This is a genomic window from Vibrio panuliri, from assembly GCF_009938205.1.
GTDB classification, from domain to species: domain Bacteria; phylum Pseudomonadota; class Gammaproteobacteria; order Enterobacterales; family Vibrionaceae; genus Vibrio; species Vibrio panuliri.
This window is the reverse complement of the sequence record NZ_AP019654.1, coordinates 1,052,477-1,072,390: the sequence shown is the minus strand read 5'-3', so window position 1 is coordinate 1,072,390 and position 19,914 is coordinate 1,052,477. Positions and strand designations below refer to the sequence as shown.

19 protein-coding genes are annotated in these 19,914 nt (G+C 46.3%); 7 read left to right on the top strand and 12 right to left on the bottom strand.

Features of this window, described 5'->3' with window-relative positions:
• Positions 1–290: 290 nt before the first annotated feature.
• The 7 genes from cmoB to GZK95_RS04875 all read left to right on the top strand — a co-directional run bounded on the left by cmoB (position 291) and on the right by GZK95_RS04875 (position 6,815).
• Positions 291–1,262 carry a tRNA 5-methoxyuridine(34)/uridine 5-oxyacetic acid(34) synthase CmoB gene (gene cmoB, locus GZK95_RS04905; protein WP_075716276.1) on the top strand — a complete coding sequence of 324 codons (972 nt, stop codon included), beginning with the start codon at positions 291–293 and terminating at the stop codon, positions 1,260–1,262.
• Between the two features lie 358 nt (positions 1,263–1,620).
• Positions 1,621–2,358: an ATP-dependent zinc protease family protein gene (locus GZK95_RS04900; protein WP_075709150.1), complete on the top strand. Its 738-nt coding sequence runs from the start codon at positions 1,621–1,623 to the stop codon at positions 2,356–2,358.
• A 17-nt stretch (positions 2,359–2,375) separates the two neighbouring features.
• On the top strand, positions 2,376–3,884 hold the full coding sequence (locus GZK95_RS04895; RefSeq protein WP_075716275.1) for an inactive transglutaminase family protein: 1,509 nt from the start codon (positions 2,376–2,378) through the stop codon (positions 3,882–3,884).
• A 3-nt stretch (positions 3,885–3,887) separates the two neighbouring features.
• Positions 3,888–4,868: an alpha-L-glutamate ligase-like protein gene (locus tag GZK95_RS04890; protein ID WP_075716274.1), complete on the top strand. Its 981-nt coding sequence runs from the start codon at positions 3,888–3,890 to the stop codon at positions 4,866–4,868.
• 210 nt (positions 4,869–5,078) lie between these two features.
• Positions 5,079–5,927, top strand: a complete 849-nt coding sequence (locus GZK95_RS04885; protein ID WP_151148864.1) for a DMT family transporter — start codon at positions 5,079–5,081, stop codon at positions 5,925–5,927.
• A 127-nt stretch (positions 5,928–6,054) separates the two neighbouring features.
• Positions 6,055–6,588 (top strand): DUF2975 domain-containing protein, encoded by a 534-nt coding sequence (locus tag GZK95_RS04880; RefSeq protein ID WP_075714040.1) that lies wholly within the window; start codon positions 6,055–6,057, stop codon positions 6,586–6,588.
• Between the two features lie 11 nt (positions 6,589–6,599).
• Positions 6,600–6,815, top strand: coding sequence for a helix-turn-helix domain-containing protein (locus tag GZK95_RS04875; protein WP_075709145.1), 216 nt, complete (start codon positions 6,600–6,602; stop codon positions 6,813–6,815).
• Between the two features lie 64 nt (positions 6,816–6,879).
• On the opposite strand, the gene GZK95_RS22070 is transcribed toward GZK95_RS04875, so the two are convergent.
• From GZK95_RS22070 to cmoM, 12 genes are all read right to left on the bottom strand, one after another.
• The gene (locus tag GZK95_RS22070; protein WP_225623995.1) at positions 6,880–7,053 is read right to left on the bottom strand and encodes a hypothetical protein; all 174 of its coding nucleotides are present in this window, start codon (positions 7,051–7,053) and stop codon (positions 6,880–6,882) included.
• Between the two features lie 47 nt (positions 7,054–7,100).
• The gene (locus tag GZK95_RS04870) at positions 7,101–7,457 is read right to left on the bottom strand and encodes a hypothetical protein (protein ID WP_075714042.1); all 357 of its coding nucleotides are present in this window, start codon (positions 7,455–7,457) and stop codon (positions 7,101–7,103) included.
• A gap of 2 nt (positions 7,458–7,459) precedes the next feature.
• Positions 7,460–8,152, bottom strand: a complete 693-nt coding sequence (locus GZK95_RS04865) for a hypothetical protein (protein ID WP_075714044.1) — start codon at positions 8,150–8,152, stop codon at positions 7,460–7,462.
• Between the two features lie 75 nt (positions 8,153–8,227).
• Entirely contained in the window at positions 8,228–8,767 is a 540-nt protein-coding gene (locus GZK95_RS04860; RefSeq protein ID WP_225623996.1) for a COG3904 family protein, read from the bottom strand.
• Between the two features lie 71 nt (positions 8,768–8,838).
• A complete protein-coding gene (locus GZK95_RS04855; RefSeq protein WP_075714046.1) occupies positions 8,839–9,243 on the bottom strand; it encodes a hypothetical protein in 405 nt (134 codons plus the stop codon).
• 257 nt (positions 9,244–9,500) lie between these two features.
• The gene (locus tag GZK95_RS04850; RefSeq protein WP_075714048.1) at positions 9,501–10,061 is read right to left on the bottom strand and encodes a tetratricopeptide repeat protein; all 561 of its coding nucleotides are present in this window, start codon (positions 10,059–10,061) and stop codon (positions 9,501–9,503) included.
• A 76-nt stretch (positions 10,062–10,137) separates the two neighbouring features.
• Positions 10,138–11,451, bottom strand: a complete 1,314-nt coding sequence (locus GZK95_RS04845) for a HAMP domain-containing histidine kinase (RefSeq protein ID WP_075714050.1) — start codon at positions 11,449–11,451, stop codon at positions 10,138–10,140.
• A 59-nt stretch (positions 11,452–11,510) separates the two neighbouring features.
• Positions 11,511–12,215: a response regulator transcription factor gene (locus GZK95_RS04840; protein WP_075714052.1), complete on the bottom strand. Its 705-nt coding sequence runs from the start codon at positions 12,213–12,215 to the stop codon at positions 11,511–11,513.
• A gap of 263 nt (positions 12,216–12,478) precedes the next feature.
• Complete coding sequence (mukB, locus tag GZK95_RS04835; RefSeq protein WP_075714054.1) at positions 12,479–16,936, bottom strand: chromosome partition protein MukB; 4,458 nt, start codon at positions 16,934–16,936, stop codon at positions 12,479–12,481.
• Complete coding sequence (gene mukE / locus GZK95_RS04830) at positions 16,933–17,667, bottom strand: chromosome partition protein MukE (RefSeq protein WP_075709136.1); 735 nt, start codon at positions 17,665–17,667, stop codon at positions 16,933–16,935. The genes mukB and mukE overlap by 4 nt, the downstream gene beginning before the upstream one ends.
• Entirely contained in the window at positions 17,648–18,985 is a 1,338-nt protein-coding gene (gene mukF, locus GZK95_RS04825; protein WP_075709135.1) for a chromosome partition protein MukF, read from the bottom strand. Before mukF ends, mukE begins: the two co-directional genes overlap by 20 nt.
• A 2-nt stretch (positions 18,986–18,987) precedes the next feature.
• Positions 18,988–19,779 carry a tRNA uridine 5-oxyacetic acid(34) methyltransferase CmoM gene (cmoM, locus tag GZK95_RS04820; protein ID WP_139312663.1) on the bottom strand — a complete coding sequence of 264 codons (792 nt, stop codon included), beginning with the start codon at positions 19,777–19,779 and terminating at the stop codon, positions 18,988–18,990.
• Positions 19,780–19,914 lie beyond the last annotated feature (135 nt).

Sequence of the window (19,914 nt, the reverse complement as noted above, 5' to 3'; positions counted from 1 at the left end):
ATGATTTAATATAGCGGCTCTTAAGAGCGGCGGTATGACTTAATATTGCGGCGCTCAAGAGCAGTGGTATAACTAAATATTGCGGCTCTCAAAAGCGGCAGTATGACTTAATATTGTTATCCTCAAGAGCGAGGATAGTAAAAATCGTCATCCTCAAGAGCGAGGAACGAGCGAGTTGGGGATCTCACCCCACAATGATACGGTGAAACAAGATTCCCTATCACGTTCGTCCCTCACCGTAGGGAATGACAAACTTTATTTGATTCACACTATTCAGCGATTCACGAACTATGTTTAATTTTGCCAATTTCTACCAACTTATCGCCCAAGATACGCGTCTGCAGCCATGGCTAAATGTATTGCCACAGCAACTGACCGACTGGCAAAACGCAGAGCACGGTGACTTTGATCGCTGGCTACGTGCGCTCAATAAAATTCCGGCTGGCACGCCAGATAACATCGATATCAAAGAGTCAGTGACTATCTCGAACAACGAGCCAATGCACACCGGTGAGTTGAAAAAGCTTGAGAACTTGCTGCGTACGTTCCACCCATGGCGCAAAGGTCCTTACCACGTACACGGTATCCACATTGACACCGAGTGGCGCAGTGATTGGAAATGGGATCGCGTTCTTCCACATATCTCGCCACTGAAAAACCGTAGCGTGTTGGATGTGGGTTGCGGCAACGGCTACCACATGTGGCGCATGCTTGGCGAGGGCGCTCGTCTTACTGTCGGTATCGACCCATCGCACCTATTCCTAATTCAGTTTGAAGCGATTCGTAAAATGATGGGCGACGATCAACGCGCTCACTTACTGCCGTTAGGCATTGAACAACTGCCAAAACTGGAAGCCTTCGACACCGTATTTAGCATGGGTGTGCTTTACCATCGCCGCTCACCACTGGATCACCTGATCCAACTTAAAGATCAGTTAGTGTCTGGTGGTGAACTTGTGCTTGAAACTCTAGTCATCGAAGGTGATGAGACTTCTGTATTAGTGCCTGTGGATCGCTACGCACAAATGCGTAACGTCTACTTCTTCCCATCGGCCAAGGCTTTGAAAGTATGGTTAGAGCAAGTCGGCTTTGTTGATGTTCGCATTGTGGATGAAAACATCACCTCAACCGATGAGCAACGCACCACCGATTGGATGACGCACAACTCACTGCCTGACTACTTAGATGCCAATGATCCAAGTAAAACGGTTGAAGGTCACCCAGCGCCACGTCGAGCTGTATTGGTTGCAACTAAACCATAAGTCATTCAAATAAATCCAACTCAGTAATATCAATTATTGACATGGATTTAACTCAATTTGATTTTCATATCAGTAACCTAGCGAGGATGTTTTTGGCATCCTCGTTTTTTTATGCCTCAAAAAGCCTTAAGTGGACTATTGATGGGTCAATCAATACTTTTACTCCGCTTTTTATCATTTGAGGAGAAAGACTTAGGTTATTCCTTCTGCACTTGCCACAACTTTTTGAAGTTCTGCTATGAGGTTTTGTATACCTTGGTCTAAAATTAAAAACGTTAATTAACTCATACCATTATCGCTTGGTTCTGCGCGCAAGAATTCAAACGATAGAAAACAAATAAGAAACGTAGGCATTTTAATGTTCATCCGATTAACACCTTTGGTAGCTCTTACTTTGCTATCTGGCTGCACCCTAACAAATAGCACTCAAAACCATCAGCAGACACTGTCAGCCATCCAAGCGGTGGAAACCAATCTGAACGCTCAGATCACGACGCTCGGTAGCCAAGTAGAACAACAGGCAGAATATATTCAAAGCCTTGAGAAAGAAATCCAACGTCTGCAAGACAAAACCATTGATATGCAGACTATTACGCTGGCGAAAATCTCAGCGCAACAGCAAAACTACGTGGCGCCAGTTGCAACTCCAACCCCACCTACCCCGACACATGGCGTTGTACTCGGTGCAATCGAGCGAGTAACTATTGACTCAATCAAACAAACCTTTGATGCACGTGTTGATACGGGGGCTGCGACCTCTTCTCTTAACGCGGTCGATATTGAAGAATTTGAGCGCAATGGTAAGAAGTGGGTTCGCTTCCATCTTTCTGATGAAAATACACCATCAGATGACAACAATTGGATCGAAGCGCCTATCGTCAAGTTCGTGAAAATTCGCCAATCGACGAATTCAGAAGTAGAGCGACGTGCAGTGGTTGAACTTTGGGTTAAAGTTGGCAAAATCCATGAAAAAGCACAGTTTACGTTGGCAGACCGCTCGCAAATGAGTCATCCTGTACTCTTAGGTCGTGAATTTATTCAGGACATCGCCGTTGTAGACGTGAGTAAGAAATACGTTCAGTCTGAAGCAGAATAAAACCAATAAGGCTTATTATGACTTCCAAGGTTCCTTTATATATCTTTGTTGCCCTACTAATAGGTGTAGGTGCTGCCCTTAGTATTTTCCGCCACCAAAGCTACGGTGTGCCGTGGACACCCGGTGAAACTCGACAAGTTTGGGACATCGAAGCACGAGTGCAGTTTGATGCGGATGGTAAGTCGGTCAAAGCATCGCTGGCGGTGCCTGATACTCAAACTGGGTTTACTAAGATTAGTGAAAACTCTTCATCTGCTGGCTATGGTGTCGCCTATGCCAACAATGAGCAAGGTCGTCGTGCTGAATGGTCTATTCGCCATGCCTCTGGTGCGCAAACCATCTACTATAAAGTCCAGTTTTTAGTTGACCCTCAAGCCAAGGTGTCACCTATTCCGCCTAATCCTGAAATAAGCGCACCAACTTTTGATGGCCCTACCGAAGCGGCAGTCATTGCGTTAACTGAGCGTGCCAACAAACGCTCTGCTGATGACATCACTTTTACTCGTGAGCTAATTAAGCAACTGAACGATGGTGATAGCCAAAACGCAGCATTGATCCTCAATAACATGTCACGCGTTGAGGCGGTAGATAAGATCCTCGCCTACAACAAAATCCCAAGTAAGATTGCTGGCGTGGTTGAGTTAGAAGATGGCCGTCGTCGCCAAACTATCGAACCAATGAACCAAGTTTGGGATGGCAGCAACTGGCAGTTATTTAACCCTAAAACCGCTGACCAAGCGATTTCTCCAAATATCCTTGTGTGGGATGAATCGAACATCTCGCTACTCGATTTAGTGGGTGGTGAAAACAGTCAAGTGCACTTCTCTATGATTGCACAAGAAGTATCACCTCAACAGGCGACCCGAGATAAAGTCGAAGCTGACGCCCTGCTTAACTTGTCTATTCATAGTTTACCGCTTGAAGAGCAAGCGATGTTTAAGACGATTATGCTGATCCCGATTGGTGCGCTTATCGTGGTGTTCTTACGCGTCATCATCGGTTTAAAAACATCCGGTACATTTATGCCAGTGCTGATCGCGGTTGCGTTTGTCCAGACTCAGCTGTTGACTGGTATCGTAGGCTTCCTGCTGATTGTCGGTACGGGTCTTGTCATACGAAGTTATCTGTCCCGACTCAACTTGCTGTTAGTCGCCCGTATCTCTGCGGTGATCATCACAGTGATCATGATCATTTCGGTCTTCACGGTAGTGGCGTTTAAGATTGGTTTGACCGAAGGTCTGTCGATTACTTTCTTCCCAATGATCATCTTGTCTTGGACTATCGAACGCATGTCGATTCTATGGGAAGAGGAAGGCCCGAAAGAAGTTGTGATGCAAGGCGGTGGCTCATTGATGACGTCGGTACTGGTTTATCTCGCAATGACGAACTCTTACGTTCAGCACCTAACCTTTAACTTTATTGGTTTGCAGCTCGTTGTACTGGCTTGTATCTTGCTGCTTGGTACATACACTGGTTACCGTTTGACAGAGTTGCGTCGCTTTAAGCCATTAGTTGATGGGGAGTAAGCCATGTTTCTATCTCGACTTAGAGAACGCTACACCTCGCCTTTTAAGCTAAAGCACAAAGGCATTATGGGCATGAACCAACGTAACCACAGTTACATTGGTCGATACAATGATCGCTCTAAGTACCCGTTGGTTGATGATAAGCTCAAAACTAAGATTATCGCAGAAGCTGCGGGGGCCACGGTACCTAAACTGATCGGTGTGATCAGCAACCAAGCCGATGTGCCTAAGATTCACGAAATGGTGAAAGATTGGCCAGGGTTTGTTATCAAACCCGCTCAAGGCAGTGGTGGTAAAGGTATTTTAGTCATCACATCGCACAAAGATGGCAGTTACACCAAACCATCCGGTTCGAGCATCAATAAAGAAGATGTTGAACGCCACATCAGTAATGCGTTAGCAGGTCTGTTCTCGCTTGGTGGTAAAAACGACGTCGCGGTAGTTGAGAACCTGATAAAGTTTGATAACTGTTTCGACGGCTTCAGTTATGAAGGTGTGCCCGATGTGCGTATCATCGTGTTTAAAGGTTACCCTGTGATGGCAATGATGCGTTGTTCTACCGCTGCATCCGATGGTAAAGCAAACTTACACCAAGGTGCGGTTGGGGTCGGCTTAGATATCGCGACGGGTCGCGCGATCCGTGCGGTGCAGTTTGACCGCCCGATAAGTCATCATCCCGATACCGGCAAAGACTTAATGACACTGCAAGTCCCCCACTGGGAAAAGCTGCTGGTGCTCGCGTCTAGTGCTTGGGAAATGACAGGGCTAGGTTACATGGGCACCGATATGGTGCTGGATAAAGAAGAAGGCCCAATGGTACTTGAGCTTAATGCTCGACCAGGCTTGGCGATTCAAATCGCCAATGGTGCGGGCTTGTTACCGCGACTTCGCCATATCGAAAGCCTTGGCACACCGGCTCGTTACCCGACACCTGAAGAACGTGTCGCCTACTCAGCCAAACAGTTTGCCACTCATTTCGACTAAACACTTATCGCGTTATCAAAAGCTGTCCTCGGACAGCTTTTTTGTTATCTGGTATTTCTATTACTCGGCATTTTATTCTCTAGCAACTCGAACACTCGTTTGGGATTATCACTCGACCAAATTGAGAATAAGTAATCATCCTATCAACTAATTAGCATCGACGATTACTGCTACACTCCAGCATACCCATACAGACGATTTGGACAGCGAATGTCTCACTTGCCCACCATTGCACTAACCATGCTTGCCTTTGCTGCAAATTCAATTTTGTGTCGGCTAGCTTTAGCAGAGGGGTTGATTGACCCCGCCAGTTTCACCTTGTTGCGTTTATGGTCTGGGGCTATCACGTTGGCACTTATCATGGTTTGGAAAAACCACTGGCAGTTTGGCTCCGAGTCCGTATCGTTGCGTTTCTCCCTCTATGCCGGACTCAGCTTATTTATTTACGCGGCGCTGTTCTCGTTTGCTTATCTTGAGCTGACCGCTGGCAGCGGTGCGCTACTTTTGTTTGGGGCAGTGCAATTGTCTTTATTGCTGCTGCATTGGTACCAAGAACATAGCTTTAATCGCTTTGAGGTATTAGGCATGGCCATCTCGCTGGCAGGATTTGTTTGCTTAATGCTGCCCTCGGCAAGCCAACCAGACCTACTTTCTGCCCTGATGATGGTTGGCGCCGGTATTGCTTGGGCGATTTTTACCGCGCTTGGTAAACGAGCCCCAACAGCAACAATCGGTACAACATGGGGGTTTATTGCCGCTGCTTTTATTGGCTTACTTTTACTGCCTCTGACTGAGTTTACTACTTCCGATTTTACCGGAGTCATACTTGCCGTCCTATCGGGCGCAGTCACTTCAGCATTGGGATATCTGCTGTGGTATCACGTGATGTCAAAGATAAGCTTGCTGCAAGCCGCCGTTAGCCAGCTCTCTGTGCCAGCGATTGCCTTGGCGTTAGGATCACTACTACTCAATGAGTCACTAACCTTCCGCGATGGTCTGATAAGTAGCATTATCCTCGGTGGCATCGCTATGGTGTTTGTCAAGAGAACCTATCACTGACCCATTACTTCATAATAATAAACGGCAATTATTTATCGTTTTACGATAAATAATTATTGATCTACATTTAACTCTCGCATAATATCTGACCATCAACGATAGATAACTGCAAATCTGGAGATCAACAATGAACAACCTCGATGGAATACGTACACTTAGTCAACGCTTACTCATTTGCTTATGGGTGGCGTTGATAATCAACCCTATCTTTAACGCTTTTCTTTGGTTTAACACCGCTTTTTCAGATGGCTCCGGAAATTTCGTCGCGCAATTCAACCATGACATTCCACTACCTCTAACTACAACGTCTGCTATTTTGGGCTTTGCCGTATCAAACATAACGGTGCTTATCGCCTCGCTAATGCTGTGGCAATTAATTCAGCTATTTCGCCTATATCGCGATGGAATGATCTTCACTCTGGAAAACGTTAAATGCTTCAAACAGACAGCTAACCTACTTATATTATTCGTTCTAGCTAGTATTTTTGACGGGCTTCTAATGGGACCAGCTCTAACTTTTCAAGCCGAAGAAATGAGCTTTTTCTTTGATGTCTCTGATGGGGATTTAATGTTGCTAGTAACTGCTGTTATTATTCGCCTTATTGCCAAAGTAATGAGTGAAGCTAAAGGGTTACACGAAGAGCAAGCACTAACCATTTAGCAGGAATACCTATGCCAATTATTATCAATTTAGATGTGATGCTCGCGAAACGTAAGATGCGCTCTAACGAGCTGGCAGCACGTATCGGTATCACAGAGCAAAACCTGTCGGTATTAAAGAATGGTCGAGCAAAAGCCGTCAAACTCTCAACATTAGAAAGCATTTGCAATCACTTACAATGCCAACCAGGCGACATTCTAGAATATGTCGCAGAAAAAGAAGATTAGTGACTAATACCCCCATTGCGAGCTTAAATGGGGGTATTACTCAAAGCAGGAAATACCAGATTTGCTAGCAATCCCCTCTTGGTGAGTCTGTAGCGATAACAATCGCACATCCAATCACCCCACCGAGATCGTCAGTTGCCGACGTCGTATCTGGGTCTGGAATATCCCTCGGCTCATTGCGGTTACCCGCGCAACCCGCCAGTGTACAGAGAATACTGACTATGATTAGCGTCTTCACGAAGCTCTCCTTGGTAATTTAACGGATATTAGGCACGCACAAACACGTTATTGACTACGTTTTATGTCGCTGCATTCAATTGGAAACTGGGTTCGATAAGTTTTCCAGCTGAAGTAATTCAATGTCTCTTCAAACTCAATTACGCCTGTTCCGCCTTGCTTTAACTGCTCAACGACTGCTGCGCTAGGCAGTGCCTTAAAACGATACGTGCTGCCGAGTTCATTGGTGGTAAAAATCAGCTCCTGTGCCACTCTGCCACCCACCGAAATGGTGCCATGAAAGCCACTGCTTGGCTCAGCAGGCAACTCAGGGATATCAAACTGAAGCTGGTAGTTGTTCTCACAGAGCATCTCTATCGAATGAACCGAACCGCTAAAAATAAGTATCGGAATCAAGCGTTTCATCGTTAATACTCCACCACGTATCCAATATCATCCAACAATGCGGTGGTGATAATGCCGATTTCTAAGCCGTTCGCCATCACCTCGTTAGTCATCGGGGGAATTTCTCTCCCTTGGCGGTCGTTGTCACGCTCAGGATCATCAGCAAGCACGAAGTCATAGAGGTGCCCCGACTCCGCAAAGCGCAAGCAAGGATAATTCCTTTGGTAGAGTTTGTTATACCACGCAAGCGCCTTACTGTTTTCTTTGCAAAAAGCAGGGCCATTAAGTGCATCAACTCGCTGAATGTACTTTTCTGTTGTTTGACCGACACCCAACACATGTCCTAACTCGTGAACAACCGTGGTGTAAGCATTCTCATAATCGAACTCACTATTGTGCGTACGTGAATGCAATACCATCTCTCCATGAATCGGGATCTCTACTCCGCCAACAACTTCTGTTTCCAACACACCCGCCTCACCATCATGGTTGATATCACTAGTGACATAGATATCTACGTCTATCGAATGATGGGGCTTTCCCTCTACCGATTTAACAATACTCAACCATTGGTTTGCTGCATCGATATATCGTTGCTTATCGAAACGTCCAAATTCTTGGAAATGAAGGTTCAATGTCAAACTGCCATTACTAACACTCTCTACGCTAGCCCAAGAGTTGGAAGCCAGAAGACACAAAAACAGTAAAACTCTCACAACGATGATTCCTTATGCAGAATAAGAGCTATGCTCTCGATAGTGGTAAGCAAAAACCAACCACTATAAACGCAGTTAGTGGGTTATAAATCCATACTGACGCAGTTCAGACATGCTCATATAGTGCATCCCTGAGGCTGGTGCGACACGCAATGTGTACCAGTAGAACTCGGTATCAATCCCCATTGCACGGTAATAGTTTAGGTAGCGCTGATGCTCACTGTGGTTTCTTGGCAGCTCATCGCCTTGCATACCATCACTTCCAGCCCAGCTATGTACGCCTATTTTCGCCCCCTCTTCTACGGAACGTTTCACCCCCGCTAAAAATAAATCTGTTCCCCCGGAGGCAATGTGTCCATTGTGACGAATTTGCGAGTTAAGCTTAGCTTCACGTACCATGTATGCGAGTTCAATATTCGCCTCGTCATCAGCAGAACCATCAATACTCTTAAATAGTAAGTCGGTAATATTAGGGTTTTCATCCATCATGTTGGTAAACGCATCCGGTGAACCATCACAAACAACACCACTTAATGTGGCAATATTACCGTTCACATAAAAAGTAAGCGGCTGGTCTCCCTCCATATCAAATGAACATTCCGATTTATATTTCATCGTGTAGTCATTGCTTGCGCAAGCTATTAACACCAGTAAACTTGCACTAATTAAAATAATTTTTTTCATAATTACAGCCCTAGCCATTGCTTAATTTTGTCGCTATCTATTTCGATTTCATCGTTAGCTTTTTGGGGACTATTAATTGACACCGTGCCACTTTTATTTTTTTCGTATGCTTTTGCTCGCTCATCCCAAACCGGATCATGTATCATCATAGGTACAGGAGCGTTGCTCTGCTCACGGCGATTCTTTTCATTCATAGCATTGTATTGGCAGGTTGATGCCTGCCAGTCTCTGCCTCGCATTTCTAGTTCAAGTCGCGCATCTCTTTGCGTTGAAGCTTCTTGCGAGTTATAAGCCATATCGCACAAAGTAAACTGATCAGCTTCCACTAATTTTACGGTTGTGAATCGTAGAGAACCACAACCAAATAAAATCAAACTCACCAAAATAGAAAACAAAACCTTACGCATTTAAATTCATCCAAAAAATTAAATTATAATTAGCAAAAAACATTAAAAATTTAATCAGCAATACCGCCAATCAATCTAACACACCAAATAACAGCCACACTTTTCCAGCAATGATATAACACGTATAAAATTGCTTATTTAATATCAGTAAATGAAGAGGTGCTTATATACTCAGTGACTTGCACACAACAGGCGCGTTGTTTTGTGTGCAAACAAAACAACTCTCGCTGAACCAAGCACCTTGAAATGACTAAGTATTATTGAAGTGCTGACTTCTGAGCCAATATCTTGGCTTTTAACGCTTCAAACTGGGGGGGATTAAAATATCTTGGCTCGGAGAACTCGCAACAGAAAAACACTGGTTTGCCATTAGACTGAGCGATCACTTCTTCAACCAACGATAAGGACTTGTCTAGATCTTTTGCGACACCTTCACCGCGAAAGTACATCTCAGCTAAGTTGAACTTAGCAATCAAAGCATCGCTATTTTGATTGAAGTAGCCCGTTTTACCGGTCGCTCCGACCGTTTTTCCTTCGGCCCAATCCCCCTCAGCCATTTGCACTGATGCTTTTTGGTACCATGCAACGGCTTGAGAAGCATCTTTTTCAACGCCCCAGCCATTGGCATAAAAGATACCTAACCTGAGTTGTGCCCACGGTTGTCCCTGTTCTGCATACGGTTTGGCTGTGGTATAAGCGGTCGAAAAATCACCGACATTCCACGCTCTATCGGTGGTCGTTTCACCCACATTTGGGTTCATTCCCGCACAGGCAACTAGTAAGCAACTCAACGTCACAGTCATCACAGTTTTGAACACAGTCTATCCCCTAATTCTCAACACTTGCTGGCTATTATCACCATATCGTTGCAGTTTTACTGTATGAGTTTGTCAGCTATTCAGTGACAAAATTAAAGGCCATAGTAAACATAGCCCCACCTAATAACGGGCTATCCTCGACCTCCACATGGGCATCATGTTGGATGCAGATTTTATCCACAATTGACAAGCCAAGACCATGACCACTCTGAGTTTTGTTACGCGCTTTATTTCCTACGTAGAAGGGTTCAAACAGATGTTCACGTTGCTCAAACGGCACGCCGGGTCCATCGTCATGCACAGCTATTCCTAGTTGCTGGCGCTCATTTTCTACCAACTCAATGACGATTTGACTTGATGCATACTTAAAGGCATTTCGAACCAAGTTTTCAAGCGCACGTTTGAATAATCGACGGTCTGCGATCAGCGCAATGCTCGATTGCTCGGCATCCGCACAACGCCATTTCACACCGAGTTGAAGTTTTGTTTCGCTCTGCCAGCGAGCGATTAAGTCCGTAATAAACGGTTCAACAGCAATCGTTTCAAGTGTTAACTGACAGCGACCACTGTCCAGTCGCGCATAGTAGAGCAACTCATCGACCATCATTTCCATTTCTTCAGTATCTTCAACGATACTATCCAGCTTTGACCGCTGCTGGTCGCTCATTGGTGTCTCTCGTAGCAGGTCTGCTTGCCATTGAATCCGGAATATTGGGGTTCTCATTTCATGGGCAATGGCATTGGTGAGTGAGCGGTTGGCGTCAATCAATTGAGAAACTTTATCTGCCATATGATTAAACGCGTGATTTAAGCGCCCCAACGTCGCCCCATTTGAGGTGTCAACACGGTAAGAAAAGTCGCCCTTTGAGAAATGTATCGTGGCTTGCTCGAGTTGTTTCACTCGACGGAAGATGATGAAAAGGTGGCAAAAACTGTAGAGTACAAATCCGCACACAAAGAACAACCAAATCAAGCTGTCTTCTAAGTCAATGTGTTGATAGACCTGCTGATCTATATCCGGGCTAATACGATACCAGTTGTTGCCACCGGTCAGTGTTAGCCACAGTTCGTCATAGTCAAGAAATGCTTGTTTTAATGGGAAATCTTGTCGGTAGTCTTTTACAAACTGCGGTTTCTCGTCCTGCTCTTGATAAATTGTCAGCACGTTTTTAGAGCCTTGCGCGTAGTGGGCAAGCGCTTTTTCTGCCGACTCGACCCCTTGACTAACAGCGATACCATCAATGACATGTTGAAACGCTTCCGCTTCATATTGCGCCAATACAATTTCATCATCGGTGTTGAACTTAAAAACAATCACCTCATATAGCGCTAAACTGGCAAGGAAGCACAGACAAACCCCCAAAATAGACTCAATATAAATCCGTCGCATCGTTCTTTTCTCAAGCGTGGTTAATGTTAATCAACGATTTGAGAGCAACCTAGCGTTGGCTAGGCCCAAGCCGTTGAAACAAACAAATAGCCTTGTCCGCGAATGGTTTGTACTCTCTCCTGCCCTGACTTGTCAGTTCCTAACAGTTTGCGCAGACGCACGACTTTATTATCAATAGTACGGTCGATGCCATCATATTCAATGCCACGAATGGTTTGGGTTAAATAGTCACGAGACAGAGGCGTGTCTGGATCACTCGCTAATAGCCACAACAAATCAAACTCACTGTCAGTCAATGGCACTAAACTCGATGACAACTCGCATTTTTTGTACCGTCGGTTTAAGCAAAGCTCTCCGAAGACCAGTTGGTGCTCATCTTCTTCAGAACTCATAGGCTCTGCGTTGCGACGAAGCAGCGTTCTCACTCTCGCGAGCAACACCCTTGGTTTAATTGGTTTGGTGACATAATCATCAGCGCCAGTTTCAAGCCCTGCGACATGGTCAAAGTCGTCATCACTCGCGGTTAGCATAAGTAGCTTACCGCGATACAAACTGCGTATCTGTCGGCAAATTGTCAGTCCATCCATGACAGGAAGCATCAAGTCTAGTAGCACAATATCCGGTTGAGTTTGTACTATGGTTTCTACCGCTTGGCTGCCATCGTCAAGTGTTGCAACCTCAAACTGCTTCGCAACAAAATATTCCTTAAGCATCTGTTGAAGCTTTATGTCGTCTTCAACAATCAGCATTTTAGTCTGTGTCATGACACCCCTTTATTAATACCGCACTATTGTCCACTCTACTCAATCGTCCCCGTCGAGAAATTTTGTGGACCGATTCTAAAATATCTTGCCTTTGACAAATGTATTATTCTTAAGAATATCAATAACAATTTCGCATTCATCTTGCACTTTATATGACGGCAACCAATACATTCAATGACACAAGATAAAAAAAACCGTGCGGCTGAAATAGCGGCACGGTCTTCATAGTCCCAAGAACGGAAGTTAATGACTCTTAATCTAGCTTAGAGTTCTTCCATCAACTCTTGAACTTCGCTTTTTGCTTGGTCTGTCTGACCAAAGCCACGCAGCCCCACTACGTGTACATGTTCGTGGTCTTTAAATACCTTACGAACCAGTTTGTAAGTGGTACCTTTCTCTGGGCTGATATTCTCTGGTGCGGCGATGAGAAGCTGCATATCCAGACGGTCACACAGTTCAAACAGCGTCGAGATTGATTTACCATCGAGACGAGCCGCCTCATCCAAGAACAGTAGGCGACATGGGATAATGTCTTTACTGCGCAGACGACGGGATTCTTCTTCCCAGCTTTGCACCACCATCAATAGGATTGACTGACCAGTACCGATCGCCTCACCCGTTGAAAGTGCGCCCGATTCCGCTTGTAGCCAACCATCAGAACCACGATTTACTTCTACGCTTAACTCTAGGTAGTTACGGTAATCCAGTAGCTCTTCACCCAATACTTGCGGTGAACGTTGCCCCATATCGATGTGTGGGTTCACACGTTGGAACAACTTCGCCATGGCTTCAGAGAAGGTGTAGCGCGTCGTTTCAAACAAGTCTTTATGTTGCTCTTGCTGCGCCGCTAGACCGTTAAGTAGCACTTCGTGACTTTCGCGGATCTTCACGTTTAGACGCACGCCTTTCACTTGACCGAACGAGATGTTCGACAAGCCTTGGTTTAGCATACGAATACGGTTTTGCTCACGCTGGATCGTCTTCTTGATGATGCTTGCAACCGAGTCAGAGCTGATCGCGAGACGGTTTTCACGTTGCGTTAGCTCTTCTGTTAGACGCGCTAGCTCCACTTCCATCTCTTCGATCGCTTCAACCGGATCATCGGTACGGATGATATCTTGGCGAATACGCTCACGTAGGTGTTGGTAAACAGCAATGTAGAACAGAACCTTACGCTCTGGATGCGCGGTATCTTCCGATAGACGCAGTGAATCACGTAGGTCGTCATTGTCTGCCACAGCAAGACGCAATGCACCCAATGATTTATCTGACATTGAACGCAGTTCAGCCGCTGACATGTAAGCCAGTTCACGCTTGTGTAGACGACGTTCAACGTCGTTTTCACGCGCAAGACGCAATACTGAGCACCAACCCGCTTTTGCTGCCACGACGAAAGTACGTAGCTCTGCATAATCTTTCTGAACTTTCTTCATGCGCTTAGCCAGCGCTTTCATTTCCAGCTCAGTTGAAGTGATCGTACGCTCGTACTCACTCTTACGGCTGCGAGATGTATGTAGACGCTCATTTAGCTCGTCACGACGACGCTGCGCACGCTCTGCTGCACCCTCGTCAGCGGTTACGCCGTACTCTTGCAGCTCTTGCTTAAACTCTTGAACCGTTTCCAGTTTCGCTTGGTGTGAGCTCTTTAATGATGCCAATACTTGGTTGTATTGGTTCATTTGGTCTTGCGACTGTTTTAGCTCATCTCGGCTGCGAGTACGAAGCTGTTCCGCTTGGACCAATTTTGCTTTTAGCTGCTCACTAAGTTCACTGCTCTTACTCAATAAATCCACTGAGTCTGAGTAAGCAAAATAGTGGCGACGCTCTACCAAATCAGACAAGGCAAAGATCTGGGTTTTCAGCGTTTGCAACTGTAGGTCAGCCGCTTGGTATTCCGCTTCTAGCGCTTCAAATTGCTCAGGGTCAGCATCAAGCGCACCCGCCACTTTCTCTAGTGACTCTAGCGCTTTGGCATGTTGCGTTAGGAACGCTTTCGCTTGAGAGACTTGAGTAAGCTTCTCTTCGATTTCAGCGAAACGTGCTTCTAGCGTTTCATCTTCGATAAAGCGCATGGTTGGCGCTAGTTTATCAAGCAGTGCAATGGCTTGTCGGCTACCCAGTAGCTGGGCACGTTGCTGCTGCTCTTTGCCATCTAGCTCGGCAAGCTGACGAACAAATTGGTTACGCTTATCACGCACTTTTTGCAGAGCTTGCTCAGGGTCCGCTTCAAACGCCACTTGAATGTGCTTAGCTACAAAGTTATTGAACGCTTGGTACAGACGCTGCAGTTTCTGTGAATCGAATGCCGCTTTAGCGTGCTCTTCCACCACTTCTTCGCGCTCAGAGCGCAGCAGTTCCAAACGTTGCTCGCGCGCTGCGCGACCAAACAATGGAATCTCCGGCAAACGTGAGTAACGCATTTGACGGTCGTTGAGACGAACGCACACTGCGCCTTCTAACTCTTCTGCGTTGAATGAGCTGTCATCAAAGGCATCGATATCGCCTTCAATGATGTACAAATCTTCTGGACAATCATCTAGCTCAACCAGCTTCTCTTCGATGCCAGACAGATCGGATACCACAATCGCGTGACGAGCCGGACCGTACATCGCACTGAAGTACGGCGCGTCATCAATCGTGATGTCGTCGTAAATTTCAGATAGCAGTACACCGCCTAGGGTGTCAGCCAAACCTTTTAAGCGTGAATCATTTGAACCACCAGGCGATGCTAGGCGTTCGATTTCACCATCTAGGAACGTACGACGTTCAGCCAGCTTATCTTTGGCAATTGACTGTTGCTTCTCTTGCTCAAGCACAAGCTGCATTTGGCTCATAACCGCTTGGCTATCAACCAGCTCTGCACCACTTTGCTCACGCAAGTTTTCTAGTGCATCGTTGGCGGCAATCCAAGTTGGTGCAATGGCTTCAAACTTAGCGATTTCAGCCGCAGCATCTTGCTCTAAACGGCGCTGTTCACTGCGCTGTTCGCGCAATTCTTCTTGCGCATATTCAAGTGATTCAATTTGCGCACTATGACGCTCGCGCTCTTGTTCAAAGCTCAGCTCATCTGCCAATTCGACATGGTGCTGCTTTTGATACTCTTGCACGAGTTCACGTGCTTGACGTTGCTGATTTAAGCTACGCTCAAGGTCACGGTATTGAGCGCGCCACTGCGACTCATTGTCATTCAGTTGCTTCGCTTCACGGCCTTGTGCAATCGCACTTTTCGCTTGCTCAGCCGCTTGACTGCGTTCAACCGTACCAACAATGCTCGTCACCAGTTGAAGCGCGGTCTCAAATTGCTGCGCTGCTGCCGACGACATATCAAGCTTATGCTTAAGCGCAAGTAGTGTGGTGGTGCTGTCTGCTTCACGCTGCTTTAATTCAGCAACCAAAGCTTGCGCTGATTCTGCAGTTAGAGCGTCATTACTTAGCAGTTGCTTAGCTTTTTCCAGTGCCTGAACCGCTTGTTGATATTGCAGTGCACGAGTTTGCTGCATATCCAACGCTTGTTGGTAATCAGCCAGTTGCGTTTTTAGACTATCAACTTCTTCTTCAGCAACCGTTGATTGCTCTTCAGCCATCAGAACGCGCTCTTGTGCTTCTTCCACTACCATCAACTGCTCTTCTAGGCGCTCACTTAGCTGCTCTAGATCTTCTTGGTAACGTTCGATCTTCTCTTGTTGGCGCAGTGCATTTTGCACCAACTGCAAGTGGTCAGATGCCGCTTGGTAGTCTTGCTCAAGTGCCGCTTCACTTTCCACCAGCATTTCAAGTTCTTCGTGAACGCGGTTTAGCAATGAATTTTGCTCAATCAGGCTTTGACGTGAACCAAACAGTTCGCCACGCAGAGTCATCGTTTGATCAAGCTTGTTACGGCGATCATTGGCGTGACGCATGTAGTCAGCCGCTACATAGTTGGTTGACTCAGTGATCAGGTGTTTGAATAGATCACGGTCAGCCTGAGTGGTTTTGATTGCTTCTAGCGTCATGCGGTTTTCACGCAGCGCCGACTCCATATCTTGGAATGCTTTTTTTACCCCGCCATTTTGTGGCAGTAGGTAGTCGCGCAGTGAACGCGTAATCGCACTAGAGATACCACCGTAAAGCGAGGCTTCGATCAAGCGGTAGAACTTTGAGCGATCGGAAGAGTTACGTAGCTTCTTAGGGATCACGCCAAACTCAAACATTTGCGCGTGGTAATCTACCACTGAAGAAAATGCTTTGAATTGCACGCCTTCGTACTTGGCGATGCTCTCTTTCACTTCGTTGATTTGACGTACGCGCGCTTGCGTCTCAGATACGCTTTCAATCAGCACATCACATGGCTTAACGTCACTTGGTAAACCTTGGATAACGAAAGGTTTGATGTCGACTTTCTTATCACGACCCGCCACTTGCTGCAGTTTAACCGCGAACAGTAGACGTTGGTTACGTGAGTTCACTACATCTAGCGCTGCATAACACGCACCTGGCTGCAATTTACCGTAAAGACCTTTATCGCGAGACGATTGGCTGCTGCCCGCCTCTGTGGTGTTACGGAAGTGAAGTAGTGTTTGGTCAGGAATAAGTGCTGTGATAAACGCCGCCATGGTGGTCGACTTACCCGCACCGTTACCACCAGATAGTGTGGTGACGAGACCATCGATATCAAATGTACGAGCAAAGAAGCCGTTCCAGTTGATCATGGTCAGCGATTGATATTTACCGCGTTGAATCATGCTTCGCCCTCTGTTTCTTCGTGTGCGACTACGTCAAGTTCCGTGTCTTGTTGCTCATCATCGGTCAACAAGCTGCCTTGGCTTGGCTCTTGGGTATGCACAACCGCTTCACCATCACGGATCAAACGCAGTTGCGCTTCACGCATGTCATCGCCAACACGAACATCGGCACCAAAACGAAATACCGCTTCGCTGATGCGGAACTTACCGGTCTCACCGATATTGATGATCATGCCAAGGCGACGCAAACGGCGTAGCGAGGTACGAACTTTTTCAAATAGTTTTTCTTTATCCAGATCTGACCCCGTAGCACGGTTAGTCACCAACTTCATCAGCTTGGTTTCATCGGTCAGTTGAATCAATTCTTCATACAGTTCTTGATTGGTAAAAATACCTTCGTGAGCCAAACGCTCAGGGCTAAGGTATAGGAAACACAATACCTTACCCACCAGCATATCAAGCTCAGATAGCACGCTACGGCTAATCAGCGACGTTGAGCGCGGGCGCAGATAGAAAAAGCCTTCCGGCGCTTTTACCAGTTCAGTGTTGTAACGCTGATAAAACAGCGCTAACTCAGTTTCAAAATCCGCCAGCAGTGCGTGGTTGTCCAAATCTTCACTTGATACGTGACGACCTGCTCGTAACATGCTATCAAGCGCAGGAAAGAGCGGATTTGAGATTGCTTTTGCCAGATTCTCTGACATGTATTCGTTAGTATCTGTCGATGACATTTGCTTGTACCTTTGCACCAAATTCGTTAATCGCTTGCCAGTCTGGCTGAACAGCTTGGTAATCCGACTCGGAGTAGCCAAGTCTTACCGCTTGATCAACGACAATTCGCGCTAAATCAAAGTGATGAGTTCGTGGGTGGGCAGACAAGTAGTCGCGTAGTACCACACCAAGGTCGATAGGCATGCCCTGCTCTTTATGAGCTTTAAGCATCTCACCGATCCTTTCGGATAGCTCATCATTGACTTGTTGATATTCTTCGTATTCCACTTCCATCGGCACTTGACCGGTAACCTCATCGTCACGCAGCACTAGGGCTTCGTCACGCAAGTCGATCAAACGCTCTGCATCGGCATAAGTTAAGTACCAAGGCATGTCGAAATAGTCTTTGAGTGATTGACGCAGACGAGTGCTAAAGGCACGGTTTTTGTCCATATCGATTGCGGTACGGATAAACTTGTGCACGTGGCGGTCGTAACCGATCCACAAGTCGATCGCCTGTTGACCCCAACTGGTAATGCGGTCCAGTTTCATCTGTAGGCCAAACAGCGTCTCTTCAATAAACTCAAGCTCATCATCGCCATAGACAATTTCTTGGATGTCGAGGATCTGCGTTTGCAACTCATCACCAGCCGCTTGCAAGGTGTCTTGCAATTCACGCAGTGTTGTTGATGTTTCAGAGAGCAGCGCTTCACAGTTATTGATCGCTTCGCGCCAATCTTTGTTCAACAGTTCAGCAATTTGCAGTTTGACCGATTGTTGCTGCTCATCCATCACGCGTTGGTTAAGGTCGATTTGATCGAAAATCTCACCCACCGAGTATTTCAACACGCCATAAACGTTCTTTTTCCAGTGACCCGCAGTACCGCCTTTTTGCGCCGCTTCTATCGCTTTCGCCATTTCATCGGCCACCATCGACAATTGAATCGAAAGCTTAAGTTTCGAGAACTCGCGGTGACGTACGTAGTAATCGGTAATCCCAATTGCTAACGGTGACAAACGGTAAATGCTTGCGCCATCGGTGATTTCGCTGGTAAAGCGGCTGATAAGGCGCTGCTTGACCATTTCATTGATGGCGTTGTTGGCACGGAACGCCGACGCCTCACCGGTCTCTTCAAATAATCGAGTGACGATAGTAAACGCATCATGGAGTTCACCTTCACCCAATTCTTCATCAAACCTTTCATTGCTTAACACTGCAATGGCGATTAGAAAAGCCAATCTTTCGCTGGTTAGGTTCAATGAGAAATCGTGCTGCTTTACCCAACCTACCAGTTCATCGATAGGTTGGTCGGCAACATTGAGAGTCATCTCACTCATTGTTATTCCTGTTTATCTTTCTTTTGTGCCCATACATGTATGTATCGGCCTAATGAGAGGTACGGCTCTTGTCGACATAGTTTCTCTTCAAGTGCCAGCACATCTTCAAATTGGTAATCGCCCATGTTCATTCGGTTGCCAATGTAGTCACTGAAACAACGAATGCCTGACTTACCACAAATGTTAAAACCTGCCTCTTCAATCCACTGATACACGTCTTGTGGCACTAGGCCTTTTTGTGGTTGAAGCTTAAAGCGCTTGCGATGCGGCATACCTTCTAACACATGTGGAAGGTTGCCACAAACAACATTCTTGTACACCAAGCCGTGATGGTTATAGAACATCACCGAGGCAATGCCTCCCGGCTTAACTTGCTCTAGCACCGTTTCAAGCGCAGATTTAGGGTCAACGAGCCACTCCATCACGGCGTGAAACATGACTAAATCGACAGGCGCTGGCATGTGCTGCGCAATGTCTTGCACTGGAGAATGAATCAAACGATAGTTCTCAAGCAAGCCATTGGCCTCAATGTCTTGCTTAGCTAGCTGAAGCATTTCAGAGGATAAGTCACATAGCGCTACTTGGTGTCCGAGTTTAGCTATTTTTTGTGACATTTGTGCCAGACCACCGCCCGCATCCAGTATGTTCAGGCGTTGTTGGTCACTTTGGAGCATGGACAAAGCTTGTGCAAGATCTTGCCAAACAATTACTTGGCGAATCTCACCTTTGTCCGAACCGTAAATATTTTTTGCAAATTTGTGGGCAATATCGTCGAAATTGCGGTCTTCAGTCACAGCGGCTTGGGTTATCATGTTAAAGGTCTGCTGACCTTTTGTGGAAAATTCTGTTCGAACAAAAAAGCGTTTTAGTCGCGACGAGAGGTTTGTAGCCTAGTCACTCTGAGCCCAAATAGCTCTCTTTCAGAGTCA

Excerpts from the sequence above, each read along its gene's own strand:
- cmoB (WP_075716276.1), top strand. The coding sequence starts at position 291 with ATGTTTAATTTTGCCAATTTCTACCAACTTATCGCCCAAGATACGCGT.
- GZK95_RS04900 (WP_075709150.1), top strand. The coding sequence starts at position 1,621 with ATGTTCATCCGATTAACACCTTTGGTAGCTCTTACTTTGCTATCTGGC.
- GZK95_RS04895 (WP_075716275.1), top strand. The coding sequence starts at position 2,376 with ATGACTTCCAAGGTTCCTTTATATATCTTTGTTGCCCTACTAATAGGT.
- GZK95_RS04890 (WP_075716274.1), top strand. The coding sequence starts at position 3,888 with ATGTTTCTATCTCGACTTAGAGAACGCTACACCTCGCCTTTTAAGCTA.
- GZK95_RS04885 (WP_151148864.1), top strand. The coding sequence starts at position 5,079 with ATGTCTCACTTGCCCACCATTGCACTAACCATGCTTGCCTTTGCTGCA.
- GZK95_RS04880 (WP_075714040.1), top strand. The coding sequence starts at position 6,055 with ATGAACAACCTCGATGGAATACGTACACTTAGTCAACGCTTACTCATT.
- GZK95_RS04875 (WP_075709145.1), top strand. The coding sequence starts at position 6,600 with ATGCCAATTATTATCAATTTAGATGTGATGCTCGCGAAACGTAAGATG.
- GZK95_RS04870 (WP_075714042.1), bottom strand. The coding sequence starts at position 7,457 with ATGAAACGCTTGATTCCGATACTTATTTTTAGCGGTTCGGTTCATTCG.
- GZK95_RS04860 (WP_225623996.1), bottom strand. The coding sequence starts at position 8,767 with ATGAAATATAAATCGGAATGTTCATTTGATATGGAGGGAGACCAGCCG.
- GZK95_RS04855 (WP_075714046.1), bottom strand. The coding sequence starts at position 9,243 with ATGCGTAAGGTTTTGTTTTCTATTTTGGTGAGTTTGATTTTATTTGGT.
- GZK95_RS04845 (WP_075714050.1), bottom strand. The coding sequence starts at position 11,451 with ATGCGACGGATTTATATTGAGTCTATTTTGGGGGTTTGTCTGTGCTTC.
- GZK95_RS04840 (WP_075714052.1), bottom strand. The coding sequence starts at position 12,215 with ATGACACAGACTAAAATGCTGATTGTTGAAGACGACATAAAGCTTCAA.
- mukB (WP_075714054.1), bottom strand. The coding sequence starts at position 16,936 with ATGATTCAACGCGGTAAATATCAATCGCTGACCATGATCAACTGGAAC.
- mukE (WP_075709136.1), bottom strand. The coding sequence starts at position 17,667 with ATGTCATCGACAGATACTAACGAATACATGTCAGAGAATCTGGCAAAA.
- mukF (WP_075709135.1), bottom strand. The coding sequence starts at position 18,985 with ATGAGTGAGATGACTCTCAATGTTGCCGACCAACCTATCGATGAACTG.